The 13,308-nt window shown below is 71.8% G+C and carries 12 protein-coding genes; 6 read left to right on the top strand and 6 right to left on the bottom strand.

Annotated elements, in window-relative coordinates; genetic code table 11:
- Positions 1-4: 4 nt before the first annotated feature.
- Genes AC1RN0_RS11615 through AC1RN0_RS11605 form a run of 3 tightly spaced genes read right to left on the bottom strand, consistent with a single transcriptional unit; the run spans position 5 to position 2,674 of the window.
- The gene (locus AC1RN0_RS11615) at positions 5-1,474 is read right to left on the bottom strand and encodes a glucan biosynthesis protein G (protein WP_492787593.1); all 1,470 of its coding nucleotides are present in this window, start codon (positions 1,472-1,474) and stop codon (positions 5-7) included.
- A 4-nt stretch (positions 1,475-1,478) separates the two neighbouring features.
- On the bottom strand, positions 1,479-2,087 hold the full coding sequence (gene rnhB / locus AC1RN0_RS11610) for a ribonuclease HII (RefSeq protein ID WP_492787592.1): 609 nt from the start codon (positions 2,085-2,087) through the stop codon (positions 1,479-1,481).
- Positions 2,084-2,674, bottom strand: coding sequence for a DNA-3-methyladenine glycosylase I (locus AC1RN0_RS11605; protein WP_492787591.1), 591 nt, complete (start codon positions 2,672-2,674; stop codon positions 2,084-2,086). The genes rnhB and AC1RN0_RS11605 overlap by 4 nt, the downstream gene beginning before the upstream one ends.
- Positions 2,675-2,799: 125 nt before the next feature.
- Between AC1RN0_RS11605 and AC1RN0_RS11600 the strand changes: the two genes are divergently transcribed.
- On the top strand, positions 2,800-3,573 hold the full coding sequence (locus tag AC1RN0_RS11600) for an alpha/beta fold hydrolase (protein ID WP_492787590.1): 774 nt from the start codon (positions 2,800-2,802) through the stop codon (positions 3,571-3,573).
- A gap of 4 nt (positions 3,574-3,577) precedes the next feature.
- Here AC1RN0_RS11600 and ygfZ read toward each other — a convergent pair whose 3' ends face one another.
- The gene (gene ygfZ, locus AC1RN0_RS11595) at positions 3,578-4,384 is read right to left on the bottom strand and encodes a CAF17-like 4Fe-4S cluster assembly/insertion protein YgfZ (protein WP_492787589.1); all 807 of its coding nucleotides are present in this window, start codon (positions 4,382-4,384) and stop codon (positions 3,578-3,580) included.
- 60 nt (positions 4,385-4,444) lie between these two features.
- On the opposite strand from ygfZ, the gene AC1RN0_RS11590 reads away from it, so the two are divergent.
- Positions 4,445-5,428, top strand: a complete 984-nt coding sequence (locus tag AC1RN0_RS11590) for a glycosyltransferase family 9 protein (protein WP_492787588.1) — start codon at positions 4,445-4,447, stop codon at positions 5,426-5,428.
- Positions 5,429-5,537: 109 nt separating this feature from the next.
- A complete protein-coding gene (locus AC1RN0_RS11585) occupies positions 5,538-6,872 on the top strand; it encodes a dihydroorotase (protein ID WP_492787587.1) in 1,335 nt (444 codons plus the stop codon).
- Here the strand turns inward: AC1RN0_RS11585 and AC1RN0_RS11580 are convergent.
- Entirely contained in the window at positions 6,799-7,299 is a 501-nt protein-coding gene (locus tag AC1RN0_RS11580) for an endonuclease domain-containing protein (protein ID WP_492787814.1), read from the bottom strand. The genes AC1RN0_RS11585 and AC1RN0_RS11580 overlap by 74 nt on opposite strands.
- A gap of 134 nt (positions 7,300-7,433) precedes the next feature.
- Between AC1RN0_RS11580 and AC1RN0_RS11575 the strand changes: the two genes are divergently transcribed.
- Positions 7,434-9,224: an AMP-binding protein gene (locus AC1RN0_RS11575; RefSeq protein ID WP_492787586.1), complete on the top strand. Its 1,791-nt coding sequence runs from the start codon at positions 7,434-7,436 to the stop codon at positions 9,222-9,224.
- Positions 9,225-9,348: 124 nt separating this feature from the next.
- Here AC1RN0_RS11575 and AC1RN0_RS11570 read toward each other — a convergent pair whose 3' ends face one another.
- Positions 9,349-9,999 (bottom strand): lysoplasmalogenase family protein, encoded by a 651-nt coding sequence (locus tag AC1RN0_RS11570; RefSeq protein ID WP_492787585.1) that lies wholly within the window; start codon positions 9,997-9,999, stop codon positions 9,349-9,351.
- Positions 10,000-10,126: 127 nt separating this feature from the next.
- On the opposite strand from AC1RN0_RS11570, the gene AC1RN0_RS11565 reads away from it, so the two are divergent.
- Together AC1RN0_RS11565 and AC1RN0_RS11560 are read left to right on the top strand one after the other, a co-directional pair.
- Complete coding sequence (locus AC1RN0_RS11565; RefSeq protein ID WP_492787584.1) at positions 10,127-11,503, top strand: FAD-binding oxidoreductase; 1,377 nt, start codon at positions 10,127-10,129, stop codon at positions 11,501-11,503.
- Between the two features lie 79 nt (positions 11,504-11,582).
- On the top strand, positions 11,583-13,121 hold the full coding sequence (locus tag AC1RN0_RS11560) for an acetolactate synthase large subunit (protein ID WP_492787583.1): 1,539 nt from the start codon (positions 11,583-11,585) through the stop codon (positions 13,119-13,121).
- Positions 13,122-13,308 lie beyond the last annotated feature (187 nt).

The following is a 13,308-nucleotide window of genomic DNA, read 5'->3' as shown; positions in this document are numbered from 1 at the left end:
CCGCTCACCCCGTCCAAGGATAGGCCCACAGCTCCGAGGCCGCGACGCCGCCGCGCGTGAGCTGCGCGCGGATGTCGGCCGTCCCGTCATCGCCGGGGCGGAAGTTGAACGCCAGTCGCACGCCGCCGGTCACCGGGTTGGCCTGCACCACGGGCGCGCGCATCTCGCCCTGGCTGAGGTCGATCGCGGCCTCCAGTCCGTCCGCGCCGCCGGGGACCGGGCCGAAGTCGACCAGCAGCCGGGTCCAGCCGTCGGCGTCGCCGGCGCCGGCGCGCCAGGCGTGGGCCCGGGCCATCGCCGGGTCGGTCCCGTCGGGACCCCAGTGCAGGCGGTAGGCGACCTCGACCGGCGTGTGGGCCGCCAGCGCCCCGTCCAACCGCCATTCGGCGACGATGTTGTCCTCGGCTTCGCTGCGCGCGTGCAGCTCGACCAGCCGGGCCGCGCCCGCCGGCCAGGTCCCGAGCGGCTCGACCCACAGGCTGGGGCGCAGGTCGTAGCGGGCCTCCAGGTCCTCGTAGTCGGCGAAGGCCGTCTTGCGCTGGATCAGGCCGAAGCCGGCGGCGCCGGGGAAGGTGCTGACGCGGGTGGCCGGCGGATTGGCCAGCGGTCGCCAGATGCGCCGCCCGCCCGCGTCGGCCACGGCAAGGCCGTCGGAGTCGTGCACCGCCGGGCGGAAGTCGTCGTAACGGCGGGCGCTCTCCTGGTCGAACAGGAACATGCTGGTCAGCGGCGCGAGGCCCACGCGCGCGACCTCGCCGCGCGGGAACAGGGTGGCGCTGACGTCCATGATCGTCGTCTCGCCGGGCGTGACCACGAAGCGGTAGGCGCCCGTCAGGCTCGGGCTGTCGAGCAGGCCGTGCAGCACCACGCCGGTCGCGCCGAGGGCGGGGCGCTCCAGCCACCAGCTGCGGAACACCGGGAACTCCTCCGCCTCGCCGGCGCCGATGGCCAGGCCGCGGGCGGACAGGCCGTAGGACCCGCCGCGCGCCACGCCGCGGAAGTAGCTGGCCCCGATGAAGGCGGCGATCTCGTCCCACTTGTCGGGCGTGTTGACCGGCGACAGCAGCCGGAAGCCGGCGAAGCCGAGGTCCGGGAAGGCCTCCAGCCCCTCGGGCGGCGGATCGCCGAAGGCGTAGAGCGACGGCGAATAGCGGATCGGCGAGGCGCGGCCGTCGGCGACCTCGAACAGCTCGACCCGGGCCGTGGCCAGGCCGCCGCGATGGAAGAAGTGCGCCTGGAACGGCAGGCCCAGCCCGCGCCACAGGGCGTGGTCCTCGACGAAGCGGATGCGGCGGTAGCCGTCGTAGTCCAGCCCCGCCAGGGCGGGCGGCAGGACGGTCTGCTGCGGCGAGAACGGATGGCGCGCCAGGGTCCTGGCGGCGCGGATGACGGTGTCGGGGCTGAAGGGCGCGGGCGCCGCGGCCCCCGTCAGCACGGCCGCGGACGACAGGGCGAGCAGTTCACGGCGGTTCAACGCCTCAGGCCTCCTCGAACATCGCCTTCAGGGCGCCCCAGCTCATGCGATGGATCGGACTGGGTCCCAGCCGCTTCAACGCCTCTAGGTGCGTCGGCGCTCCGTACCCCTTGTGGCCGGCGAAGCCGTAGCCGGGATGCAGGGCGTCCATCTCGACCATCAGCCGGTCGCGGGCGGTCTTGGCGAGGATCGAGGCGGCGGCGATCGACAGGCTGAGGCCGTCGCCGCCGACCACCGTCTTGATCTCGCAGGGCAGCTTGAATTTGTAGTTGCCGTCGATCAGCGCGAAGGCCGGCGTGACGGCAAGGCCCTCGATGGCGCGGCACATGGCCAGGCCCGTCGCGTGCAGGATGTTGAGTTCGGCGATCTCCTCGACGCTGGCGAACGCGACGCAGAAGGCCACGGCGGTCTGGCGGATCTCCAGGTCGAGCGACTCGCGCATCTTCGCCGTCAGCTTCTTGGAGTCGTTGAGCCCCTCGGGGATGCGGGCGTGGTCGAGGATCACCGCCGCGGCGCAGACCGGCCCGGCCAGCGGCCCGCGCCCGGCCTCGTCCACGCCGCAGACGGGCGCCGGACAGGCCAGTTCGAGCATCAGGTCGGGCAGGGCGCTCATGGCCGCGTCATACGGCTGATGGGCTCACGGCGGAAGCAGTCGCCGATGTGGTCGTTGACCATGCCGGTGGCCTGCATGAAGGCGTAGACGATCACCGGGCCGACGAACTTGAAGCCCTTTTTCTTGAGCGCTTTCGCCATCGCTTCGGCCTCGGGCGTCTTCACCGGCACCGCCGCCATGTCCGGCCAGTGGTTCTGGATCGGCTGGCCGCCGACGAAGTCCCACAGGAAGTCGGAGAAGTCCTCGCCGCGGTCGCGCATGTCGAGCCAGATCTTCGCACCGCCGATGGCCGCGTCGATCTTGGCGTTGGAGCGGACGATGCCGGCGTCGGCCATCAGCCGGGCGCGGTCGGCCTCGCCGTAGCGGGCGACCTTCTCCGGGTCGAAGTTGTCGAACGCCGCGCGGAAGGCTTCGCGCTTGCGCAGGATGGTGATCCAGGCGAGCCCGGCCTGGAACCCGTCCAGCACCAGCTTCTCCCACAGGGTGCGGGAGTCGTACTCGGGCACCCCCCATTCCTCATCGTGATAGGCGAGGTAGAGCTGATCGGTCGTACCGGGCCAGGCGCAGCGGGGCAGTGAGTCGGTCATGGGGGCAGTCTAGCGGCTGTCGCGGGGCATCGCATCGCCGGCATTGATGTCACACACAGGGCCGCTCGCGCGTCTGATCGGGGCCGCGGTGCTACGGTGGGGCAAGGGCGAGTCGGGGCAGGCGAATGGCGGAACAGTGTGTCTATTTCCACGGCCAGCCGGGGTCGCCGGACGAGCTGTTGCTGGTCGCGGCGGGGAGCGTGCCGGGCGGGCTGTTCGCGCCGGACCGGGCGACCGACCGGCCGGACCTGCCGCTGGGAGGCTATCTCGACCATCTGACGGCGACCGTGCTCGCCCGGTATCCCGCCGGGCCGATCCGGCTGGTCGGGTTCTCGCTGGGGGCGGTCGTGGCGATCGAGGTGGCGCTGCGTATCGTTGACCGCGATGTGCGGCTGGATCTCGTGTCGCCGGCCGCTCCGCTGGGTCTGGGCGACTTCCTGCCGGACATGGCGGGCGGGGCGGTGTTCGGCCTGGCGGCGCGCGGCCCCGGCCTGTTTGGCCTGCTGACCGGGGTGCAGGGCGCTCTCGCGCGGGTCGCGCCGGGCCTGCTGTTCAGCCAGATCTTCGCCGGCGCGGCGGGGGCCGACGCCGGTCTCGCGCGGGATCCGGCGTTCCAGGCGATCATCAAGGGCATCCTTGCCCACGGCCTGACCGGCGGGGCGAAGGGCTATCGGCGGGAGGTGCTCGGCTATGTCGCCTGGACGCCGGAGCGGCTGTCCGGCCTGACCCATCCTGTCACGCTCTGGCAGGGTGAGGCCGACAGCTGGACCCCGCCGGCCATGGCGCGGGCGCTGGCGGCGGCGCTGCCGGGCGCGCCGCAAATGCGGACCTTTCCGGGTCTGTCTCACTATTCGACGCTGCAGGCGGCGCTGCCGGAGATTTTCGCCCGGGGCGGGTGAGCGGTCAGGCCAAGGTCCAGGCCGGCCGCTCGACCGTCACCGGCCGGCCGTCCACCGTCAATGCGCCGTCCTCGACGCGGTCGAGCCGCAGCAGGGCCATGGCGCGGCCGGGGACGCCCGACAGCACCTGGCCCGCGCGCAGCTCGCCGTTCAGCACCTCGGCGCCGAAGGCCGGCGGCGGACCGGCGAAGGCGATCGGCAGCATGCGGCTCTTGATCTGGCCGCGCCGCTTCATCCGGCTGGTGGTTTCCTGGCCGACGAAACAGCCTTTCCTGAAGTCGATGCCGTGCAGCAGGTCGAAGTTGGCCTCGATCGGATAGGTCTTGTCGTCGCCGTAGTCGGCCGTGTCCGGCACGCCGAGGGCCAGACGGTGGGCGGTCCAGGCCGCCGCGTCGGCGCGCACGCCGGGGGGCTCGACGTCGCCGTGGCCGCGATGGCCCAGCGCCGGCAGGCGGGGATCGGGCGCGAAGCCCGGCTCGCCGCGCCCGGTATGCCAGAGGGCCACCACCGGACCCGGCTGCGGGACGATCTCGACCTTCGCCCGGAGGCGATAGATCGACAGCCGGGCGATCAGCGCCTCGCGCCGGTCGGCCGCGACCTCCAGCCAGCAGCCGTCCTCGCGGCCGAGAATGAACAGGTCGAACAGCAGCCGGCCCTGGGGGGAGAGTAGGGCGCCGAAGCGCAGCTCGCCCGCCTTCAGGGTCTCGACATCCTGGGTCAGCTGGCCCTGCAGGAAGGATCGCCAGTCGGGTCCGCTGACCGCCACGAGGGCCCGGTCGCGCAGCAGGGCGTAGCTCGGTGTTTCGCTCATGGACCCGATGTGGCCTTTCGCACGCTGTAACGCCAGTGCTCGCCAGTCTAAGGTGTCCCGATGGCGATCAAGCCCTTCCCGATTCTGTTCATAGGCCCCTCGCGGATCGGCGACGCCGTGCTGGCGTCCGGCCTGATCAAGAAGCTCGCCGATGAAGCGCCCGGCGCGCGGTTCACCATCGCCGTGGGCCCCGCCGCCGCGCCGCTGTTCGCCGAGGTCCCCGGCCTCGACCGGTTGATCGTGATGCAGAAGCAGAAGGGCTCGGGCCACTGGCTGTCGCTGTGGAACCAGGTGCGCCACACCCACTGGGCCTTGGTCATCGACATGCGCGGCTCGGCCACCAGCACCTTCCTGCGCCGCGACCGCCGCGCCGTGCACCGCAAGGCCACGGGCGAGCCGGTGCACAAGGTCATCGAGGCCGCCGCCCTGCTGACGCTGCAGGACGACCCGCCGCCGCCGTTCCTGTTCACCTCCGCCGAGATCGAGGCCCGCGCCGTCGAACTGCTGGGCGAGGGCGGGCCGATCCTGGCCATGGGCCCGGCCGCCAACTGGCTGGGCAAGACCTGGCCGATCGAGCGCTTCGCCCGGGTGGCCATCGAGCTGCTCGATGAAGGCGGGCCGATGGCCGGCGGGCGTCTGCTGATTCTCGGCGGGCCGGACGACGTGCGCTATGTCGAGCCGCTGGCCCGCACCCTGCCGCGCGACCGGGTCATCGACCTGACCGGCCAGCTCGACCTGCTGACGGCCTATGCGGTGCTCAAGCGGGCGCGGCTGTTCATCGGCAACGACTCGGGCCTGATGCATCTGGCCGCCGCCGCCGGCGCCCCGACCATCGGCCTGTTCGGCCCGTCGGACGACCGGCTCTACGCCCCGTGGGGCCCCGACACCCGCGTGGTCCGCGGCCCGCGCGAGTTCGAACAGTTCAAGGCCATCGACCCCGGCCTCAACCAGACCATCGGCCACATGATGGATCTGCCGGTCGACCAGGTGGTCGCGACGGCCCGGGAGCTGCTGGACGCGACCGCGCGGGCGCACGACGTTTAGGAGCCGCTCATCCCGGCGAAGGCCGGGACCCAGGCTTTTTCTGGAAAGCGCGGCGCCAAACGCTAAAACACCTGGGTCCCGGCCTTCGCCGGGACGAGCGGATTTTGAAATGACCCAGACCTACGACCTGATCATCCGCGGCGGCGAGGTGGTGAACCACGCGGGGCGCGGGATCGCCGACATCGGCATCCGGGGCGGCAAGTTCGCCTTCGTCGGCGACCTGTCGCAGGCCTCGGCGGGCGAGGTCATCGACGCGACCGGGCTGACGGTGTTGCCGGGGGTGATCGACAGCCAGGTGCACTTCCGCGAGCCGGGCCTCGAATGGAAGGAAGACCTCGAGACCGGGGCCAACGCCGCCGTGCTGGGCGGGGTCACGGCCGTGTTCGAGATGCCCAACACCGAGCCGACGACCACCGATCCGGACGCCCTGGCCGACAAGCTGCGCCGCGCGTCCGGGCGGATGAGCTGCGACCACGCCTTCTACGTCGGCGGCACGCACGAGAACGCGCGCTTCCTCGGCGAGCTGGAGCGGCTGCCGGGTTGCTGCGGCATCAAGGTGTTCATGGGGGCCTCGACCGGCACCCTGCTGATCAAGGACGACGCCGGGGTCGAGGAGGTGCTCAAGCACATCAACCGCCGGGCGGCCTTCCACTCCGAGGACGAGTACCGGCTGGAGGAGCGCCGGTCGCTGGCCCGCACCGGCGACTGGACCAGCCACCCGGAGGTGCGCGACGCCGAGAGCGCGATCCGCTCGACCCGCCGCCTCGTCGGCCTGGCCCGCAAGACCGGCAAGCGCATCCATGTGCTGCATGTGACCACCGCCGAGGAGATGGAGTTCCTCGCCCTCAACAAGGACGTCGCCAGCGTCGAGGTGACGCCGCAGCACCTGACCCTGGCCGGACCCGAGGCCTATGAGCGGCTCAAGGGCTACGCCCAGATGAACCCGCCGATCCGCGAAGCGCATCACCGCGACGCCCTGTGGGCGGGCCTCGCCACCGGCGTCGCCGACGTGATGGGCTCCGACCACGCGCCGCACACCGCCGACGAGAAGGCGCGGCCCTATCCGGCCTCGCCGTCCGGCATGCCGGGGGTGCAGACTCTGGTGCCGATCATGCTGACACATGTGGCCGAGGGCCGGCTGACGCTGGAGCGGTTCGTCGACCTGACCAGCCACGGCCCCAACCGCGTGTTCGGCTTGGCCGAGAAGGGCCGCATCGCCGAGGGCTTCGACGCCGACCTGACCATCGTCGACCTCAAGGCCCGCCGCACCATCCGCCACGCCGACCAGGCCAGCCGCGTCGGCTGGACCCCGTTCGACGGCTTCGAGGCCAGGGGCTGGCCCGTGGCGACCATCGTCCGCGGCATCACCGTCATGCGCGACGACGAGATCGTGGCGCATGGTCGGGGCAAGCCGGTGCGGTTCGGGGAGACGTTGGGAAGCTAGCTGATATCCGGAAATCCTCCCCACGCAGTGGGGAGGGGGACCGCCGGAGGCGGTGGAGGGGGGGGCACCGCACCGATGACGCCTTCACGACTTGCGCGATCAGCGCCAAAGCCGCGCCGATGTCCGACAACACAAGACCGGCGGGAATTCGGACGATCCGCATCCCCTGTCGCTCGATCCACTGATCGCGGTCGACATCGTGCTCTTCCACGCTGTCCTCCGCATGCACCGCGCCGTCTACCTCGACGACCAGCCTGTACTGAGCGCAATAGAAGTCGACCACGTACGGACCGATGGGATGCTGGCGCCTGAACCGCAGGCCGGCCAATCGCTTTCCACGAAGCGCCGACCAGAGGGCGACTTCGGACCGCGTCAGCGACTTGCGCAGACGCCGGGCGAATGTGATCGCTCGGGAGGTGGCGGGCATAAATACAAGTAATAAGGGCATTATCGAGAATTGCAAGGGAAGCGACTCCCCTCCACCATGCTCCGCATGGTCCCCCTCCCCAGCGTTGCTGGGGAGGATTGAATCGCTCTGAACGGCGCCCGATAACCGGCCGCATGGACGGAAACACCGCGCTCTCCACCGCACCCTTTCGTGACGCCCGCTATGCGCCGCGCCGGCTCGATGTCGAGCGGCGGGCCGACGGGTCGCTGGTGCTGGCCAATCCGACGCCGGTCGACGGGCGTTTCACCACCACGCTCGACGCGCTGGTCCGCTGGAGCGCGGAGGCGCCGGAGCGGGTCTGGCTGGCCGAGCGGGCCGGGGACGGCTGGCGGACGGTCGACTACGCTACGGCGCTGCAGCAGGTCTCTGCCCTCGCCGGAGGGCTGAAGGGCCTGGGCCTCAAACGCGCCGACTGCCTGCTGATCCTCGCGCGCAACACGGTCGACCACGCCCTGATCTGTTACGCGGCCATGGCGCTGGGCGTGGCGGTGGCGCCGGTGTCGCCGCAGTACGGCCTCGCCGGCGCCGACCTGTCGCGGCTGGCCTACGCCTGCGGCGTGCTGAGTCCGGACGCGGTCTATGCCGACGACGCGGCGGCCTTCGCCGGGGCGCTGGAGGCGGACTTCCTCAGGGGCCTGCCGGTGGTGGCCAGCGCCAACGCCCGGCCGACCGACATCGCCTTCACCGACCTGCTGCACTCGTCGCCGACCGCCTTCGTCGCCCGGCCGGACGACACGGCCAAGCTGCTGCTGACCTCCGGCTCCACGGGCCGGCCGAAGGCGGTCATAGGCCTGCACCGCAACATCGCCTTCAACGCCGCCCAGATCGCCGCCTGTTTCGACGATCCCGACCCGCCGGTGGTGGTCAACGCCGCGCCCTGGAGCCACAGCCTGGGGGCCAACGCCATCCTGCATATGGTGCTGCACCGGGGCGGCACGCTGTACATCGACGCCGGCCAGCCGACGCCCGGCCGGTTCGCCGAAACGGTGCGCAATCTGAACGAGGTCTCGCCGACCTACCACAACATGGTCCCGGCCGGCTGGGCCCTGTTCGCCAGCGCGCTGGAGGCCGACCCGGCCTTGGCGCGGACCTTCTTCAAGCGGGTGCGGGTGCTGCAGTACGGCGGCGCCTCGATCGCCCAGAGCATCATCGACCGGGTCCAGGCCGTGGCCATCGCCACCATCGGCGAGCGGGTGACCTTCGCCACGGGCTATGGCTCCACCGAGACCGGGCCGACGGCCTGCAACATCCACTGGCTGAACGGCCGGGGCGGGATGATCGGCCTGCCGGTGCCGGGCACGGCGGTGAAGCTGGTCCCGGCCGGCGAGAAGTTCGAGATCCGCGTGAAGGGGCCGCAGGTTTCGCCCGGCTACCTCGGCGAGCCCGGCCTGTCTGCGGAGGCCTTCGACGAGGAGGGATTCTACCGCCTCGGCGACGCGGCGCGGGCCATCGACCCGGCCGATCCGGAAGCGGGGCTGATGTTCGATGGCCGGCTGGTGGAGAACTTCAAGCTGGCCAGCGGGACGTTCGTGGCCGCCGGCGCCCTGCGGGTCACGGCCGTTTCGGCCATCGGCGGCGCCGTCAGCGACGCCATCGTCTGCGGCGAGGGACAGGAGGGCGTCGGCCTGATGCTGTTCCTCGACCCCGGCTTCAATGCCCGCCACCCGGACCCGGCAGAGGTGCGGGCGGTAATCCGCGCCGGGCTGGAGAAGATGAACGCGGCGGCGAAGGGCGGCGGCGGCCGGATCTGGCGGGCGCTGATCCTCGACGGCGCGCCTGACGCGGCAAGCGGCGAGCTGACCGACAAGGGCTACATCAACCAGGCCCTGGCGCGGGATCGCCGGCCGGCCGAGCTGGCGCGGCTGTTCGCGGCGGCGCCCGATGACGGGGTGATGGCGTTCTGAACGACGTCGATGCTCCCCACAACGTGGGGAGCTGTCAGGCGGAGCCTGACTGAGGGGCGTCGGTGCACCGACTCCCCTCCACCGCCTCCGGCGGTCCCCCTCCCCAGCAAAGCTGGGGAGGACTCTACGTCTCAGATTGTAGAGCGTTGACCACCCCCGCGCAGATCAGCAGCTGGCCGCCGTAGTAGGGGACCCAGACCGCCAGCTCGGTGAGGAAATTGTGCGGCAGCGGGCCCATCTTGGCGAAGATCACCAGGTCGCTGACGAGGAACATCAGCGCCCCGATCCCGACCGTGAAGCGGGGGAAACGGCTGGTCCAGGCGGTCGCCGCCATCAGTGAGAGCCCGACGGTGTAGAAGGCCACGCCCGGCGCGGCGGCCCGGTCGGCCGGCAGCATGAAGGCGATGAACACGGAGGCGGGGACCAGCAGCAGAGCCAGCGCCGCCTGGCTGCGGCTCAGGGCCGGGCGGCGGTTGCTCAGGTACAGGCGGACGGCGACCAGATGGCCGATCAGGAAGGCCACGGCGCCGACGATGAACTGGATGCCCAGCAGCACGTCGCCGAGGAAGCCGAGCGTCATCACCGCCGTCAGCAGCCAGCCGTCGCGGTCGCGCGCCTTCAGCGCCGCGTATGCCGCCAGCAGGCCGACGCCCGTGCCCTTCCACGCCAGCTCCAGCGGCGCGGGCAGGGGCAGGCCCCAGGCGGCGATGTAGCTCACCCCGCCGAGGATCGAGCCGATCAGCGCCCAGCGGGCCACCGTGTCGCGTGGTGTCATGGTCGTTTCCCCCCGTTTTTCCTGCATGCCCGGTTCGGCGCGGCGGCAAAAGCCGAAATTGGTCTGGATCAAGCCGCCGCGCGACACGGTCGCCTAGGGTCGCCGCCAAACACGGGAGGCGCCGGGCATGACAACCCTTATCGACAGGCTGCAGCAGGTCCTGGCGCCCGACGCAGTGCTGGACGGCGCGGACGGCGCCGACCGGTTCCAGAGCCCCTGGACGCGTCTCGGCCAGCCGCTGGCGGTGGTGCGGCCGGCTTCGACGGCGCAGGTGGCCGCGGTGCTGCGGCTGGCGTCGGAGACGGGTGTCCCCGTCGTGCCCTGGGGCGGTCGCACTGGCCTGGTCGACGGCTGCGTGGCCGACGGGGCCATCGCCCTGTCGCTCGACCGGATGGCGGCGATCGAGCGCGTCGATCCGGGCGCCGGGACGATGACCGTCCAGGCCGGCTGCATCCTGCAGACGGCCTGCGAGGCCGCCGCGGAGGAGGGCCTGCTGCTGCCGCTGGATCTGGGCTCGCGCGGCTCGGCGACGATCGGCGGCAACATCGCCACCAACGCCGGCGGCAACCGCGTGCTGCGCTACGGGATGATGCGCGAGATGGTGCTGGGGCTGGAGGCGGTGCTGGCCGACGGCACGGTGATCGACGCCATGAACCCGCTGCTGAAGAACAACGCCGGCTATGATCTCAAGCCGCTGTTCATCGGCTCGGAGGGCACGCTGGGCGTGGTCACCCGGGCGGTGCTGCGGCTGCGGCCCGCGCCCGTCAGCCAGGACACGGCCTTCATCGGGGTCGAGCATTTCGACGACCTGCCGCGGCTGCTGCGCCGGCTGGAGCGGGGGCTGGGCGGCAACCTGTCGGCCTTCGAGGTGATGTGGGCCGACTTCCACGATCTGGTCACCAGCGCCCCGGCGCGGGGCCGGCCGCCGCTGGAAGGTCGCTATCCCTGGTACGTGCTGGTCGAGAGCCTGGGCGCCGATCCGGCCGTCGACGCAGCGCGGTTCGAGGCCTGCCTCGGCGCGGCGCTGGAGGACGGCGAGATCGCCGACGCCGTCCTCGCCCGCTCGAACGCCGAGCGGGAGGCGATGTGGGCCCTGCGCGACGACGTGGCCCAGACCGCGCGTAACGGCCCGATCGTGACCTTCGACGTCAGCCTGCCGATCCCGGCGATGGAGGCTTATGTCGGCGCGGTGCAGGCGGCGCTTGCCGGGCGCTGGCCGGACCTCGGGCCGCCGATGGTGTTCGGCCATCTGGGCGACGGCAACCTGCACATCATCGCCCGTGTCCCGGCCCTGACTCCCGGGCACCGGCATATGGCGGAGATGATCGTCTATCGTCCGCTGAAGGCGCTCGGCGGGTCGATCTCGGCCGAGCACGGCGTCGGCCTGCAGAAGCGCGGTCACCTCGACCTGACCCGCTCGCCGGCCGAGATCGCCCTGATGCGCCGGCTGAAGGCGGCGCTCGATCCGCTGGGCCTTCTCAACCCCGGAAAGATCCTCGCCTGACCCGGGAGGAGGCGCCCGCCCGTTGGCGTGGCGCGCGAAATGTTGGATGGGTGGCCTGCTGCCCCGAACGGAGAAGACCATGAACGGCGCCGACGCCCTGATCACCACGCTCGCCGACAACGGCGTGACCGCCTGTTTCGCCAATCCGGGCACCAGCGAGATGCAGTTCGTCTCGGCGCTGGACCGCGAGCCGCGCATGCGGTCGGTGCTGTGCCTGTTCGAGGGCGTGGCGACCGGAGCCGCCGACGGCTACGGCCGGATGGCCGGCAGGCCCGCCTGCACCCTGCTGCACCTGGGCGCCGGCTACGCCAACGGCGGGGCCAACCTGCACAACGCCCGCCGCGCCGGCACGCCGCTGGTCAACGTGATCGGCGACCATGCCACCTATCACCGGCAGTACGATGCGCCGCTGAACTCCGACATCGCCGGCTGGGCCGCGCCCAACAGCCTGTGGGTCAAGTCGGCCGAGACGGCCGACGACGTGGGCCCGCTGACCGCCGAGGCGGTGAAGGCCAGCTTCGGCGCGCCGGGCGGCTGCGCCAGCCTGATCCTGCCGGCCGACAGCGCCTGGACCGAGACCACGGTGGTCGGGCCGGTGCTGACGCCCGCGCCGCGCGCGCAGGTCTCGGCCGAGACGACCGCGGCCATCGCCGCGCGGATCAGGGCGGCGAAGAAGCCGGTGATCCTGATGGGCGGCTCGACCTGCCTCGACGCCGGGGTGCGCCAGGCCGGCCGCATCGCCGCCACCGGCGTGCGGGTGCTGACCGACACCTTCGTCGCCCGCATCGCCCGCGGGGCCGGCCGGTTCGCGCCGGACAAGATGATGTACTTCGGCGAGATGGCCCTGGCCGACCTTGAGGGCGTCGACCTGATGGTGCTGGTCGAGACCACCGAGCCGGTGGCCTTCTTCGCCTATCCCGACCGGCCCAGCCTGCTGACGCCCGAGGGCTGCGAGACGGCCAGCCTGTGCGGCCGCGACGCCGACGGCATCGGCGCGCTGCAGGCGCTGGCCGATGCGCTGGACGCGCCGGAATCCTCGCCGGTCGAAGGCCTGAAGCTGCCCGACATGCCGGTCGGGGCCCAGAACCCCTACACCATCGGCGCCTCGATCGCCCGGCACATGCCGGACAACACGATCATCAGCGACGACGCGGTGACCGCCGGCCTGCCGGTGTTCCAGTCGACCCGCACGGCCCGGCCGCACGACTGGCTGTGCCTGACCGGCGGGGCCATCGGCCAGGGCATCCCGCTGGCCATCGGCGCGGCCGTGGCCTGTCCGGACCAGAAGGTCCTCAGCCTGAACGGTGACGGCGCGGCGATGTACACGGTTCAGGGCCTGTGGACGATCGCCCGCGAGCAGCTCGACGTGACCGTGGTGGTGTTCGCCAACCACGCCTACCGCATCCTCAACATCGAGATGGGCCGCACAGGCGCAGGCAACCCCGGCCCGGCGGCGAAGAAGCTGCTCGACCTGGGCTCGCCGCGCATCGACTGGGTGAGCCTCGCGAGCGGCCTGGGCCTGCCCGCCGAGCGCTGCACGACGGTCGAGGAATTCGACGACGCCTTCGCCCGCGCCATGAACCAGACCGGCCCGCGCTTCATCGAGGCCGCGCTGTAGCGCTAGCCTTCCTCTCCGCGTAGCGGGGACGGGGACCAGCCGGAGGCTGGTGGAGGGGCGGCGCGAACGTCAGCGGCCCCATCCGGAATTCCTGTCTTTCCGGCAAGCCCGGCGCTGTCCCCTCCACCCTGCTCCGCAGGGTCCCCCTCCCCTCTGCGAGGGGAGGACCACCCGCCAACGAAAAAGG

Source organism: Caulobacter sp. GW821-FHT12F03, from assembly GCF_058806855.1.
Note: the sequence above shows the minus strand (reverse complement) of the source record. Positions and strands in the feature narration are given on the sequence as shown.

Bases quoted from the DNA above. Each gene is read 5' to 3' on its own strand.
- rnhB (WP_492787592.1), bottom strand. From the start codon at position 2,087: ATGAGCGCCCTGCCCGACCTGATGCTCGAACTGGCCTGTCCGGCGCCC.
- AC1RN0_RS11605 (WP_492787591.1), bottom strand. From the start codon at position 2,674: ATGACCGACTCACTGCCCCGCTGCGCCTGGCCCGGTACGACCGATCAG.
- AC1RN0_RS11600 (WP_492787590.1), top strand. From the start codon at position 2,800: ATGGCGGAACAGTGTGTCTATTTCCACGGCCAGCCGGGGTCGCCGGAC.
- ygfZ (WP_492787589.1), bottom strand. From the start codon at position 4,384: ATGAGCGAAACACCGAGCTACGCCCTGCTGCGCGACCGGGCCCTCGTG.
- AC1RN0_RS11590 (WP_492787588.1), top strand. From the start codon at position 4,445: ATGGCGATCAAGCCCTTCCCGATTCTGTTCATAGGCCCCTCGCGGATC.
- AC1RN0_RS11585 (WP_492787587.1), top strand. From the start codon at position 5,538: ATGACCCAGACCTACGACCTGATCATCCGCGGCGGCGAGGTGGTGAAC.
- AC1RN0_RS11580 (WP_492787814.1), bottom strand. From the start codon at position 7,299: ATGCCCGCCACCTCCCGAGCGATCACATTCGCCCGGCGTCTGCGCAAG.
- AC1RN0_RS11575 (WP_492787586.1), top strand. From the start codon at position 7,434: ATGGACGGAAACACCGCGCTCTCCACCGCACCCTTTCGTGACGCCCGC.
- AC1RN0_RS11570 (WP_492787585.1), bottom strand. From the start codon at position 9,999: ATGACACCACGCGACACGGTGGCCCGCTGGGCGCTGATCGGCTCGATC.
- AC1RN0_RS11565 (WP_492787584.1), top strand. From the start codon at position 10,127: ATGACAACCCTTATCGACAGGCTGCAGCAGGTCCTGGCGCCCGACGCA.
- AC1RN0_RS11560 (WP_492787583.1), top strand. From the start codon at position 11,583: ATGAACGGCGCCGACGCCCTGATCACCACGCTCGCCGACAACGGCGTG.